The 686-nt window shown below is 60.2% G+C and carries 1 protein-coding gene and 1 pseudogene; one reads left to right on the top strand and one right to left on the bottom strand.

The features are described from left to right. Window positions 1-200 (bottom strand): annotated as a pseudogene (locus EOA28_RS37675) (hypothetical protein); the annotation flags it as partial. 316 nt (window positions 201-516) lie between these two features. Between EOA28_RS37675 and EOA28_RS37670 the strand changes: the two are divergent. Next, window positions 517-686, top strand: a 170-nt coding sequence (locus tag EOA28_RS37670) for a P-II family nitrogen regulator (RefSeq protein WP_140781953.1), incomplete at its 3' end; no start/stop codon positions are given.

Here is a 686-nt window from a genome sequence, read left to right as displayed (position 1 = left end):
GGGCCGCACAGCACATGCGCCCTCTTCGCGCCCGGGTGGCGCGCCAGCACCAGGGTCGCGACTGCTTCGCCGGCGCGTTGCATCAAACCGTAGCCGTCGAGCGGCCCGGCCGCGATCGCTAGTCTGTCCGCCTCGGCCATTTCGGCCGTCGATAGAAGTTCATTGCGCATGGGATTGCCGATCTCCGTGCGATCAAGCATTGTCCAGTTTTCGGTTCGAAGCAAACCGCCGCGGCCGCGCATCGTTTGCAGATGCGGCCGCATCCGACAAGGGTTCGATTGCTATTTGCGCTTCCTGCCCATTTTTTATGCAGGATTGAGGAGGGGCGATGTATAGGGTTTGGGCGTCCATGCCGCATCCGGCGCAGCGGATGACGCGAATTTGCATCCGGGCCCGATGCGGAATCGAAAACGCCCTGTACCGTCTCCTCCCCTCTGGATTGGCACGGTTCGTGCTAGATGGAGGCGCAAGCGGGGTACACAACCCGTCTTCTTGGCAGTGGAGGCCATTTTTTACATGAAAAAGATCGAAGCGATCATCAAGCCATTCAAGCTGGACGAAGTGAAGGAAGCGCTTCAAGAGGCCGGGCTGCAAGGCATCACCGTCACCGAGGCCAAGGGTTTCGGCCGTCAGAAGGGGCATACCGAGCTTTATCGCGGCGCCGAATATGTTGTCGACTTCCTGCC

The sequence above is a fragment of the Mesorhizobium sp. M2A.F.Ca.ET.067.02.1.1 genome, assembly GCF_004023285.1.
Lineage (GTDB): Bacteria > Pseudomonadota > Alphaproteobacteria > Rhizobiales > Rhizobiaceae > Mesorhizobium.
Note: the sequence above shows the minus strand (reverse complement) of the source record. Positions and strands in the feature narration are given on the sequence as shown.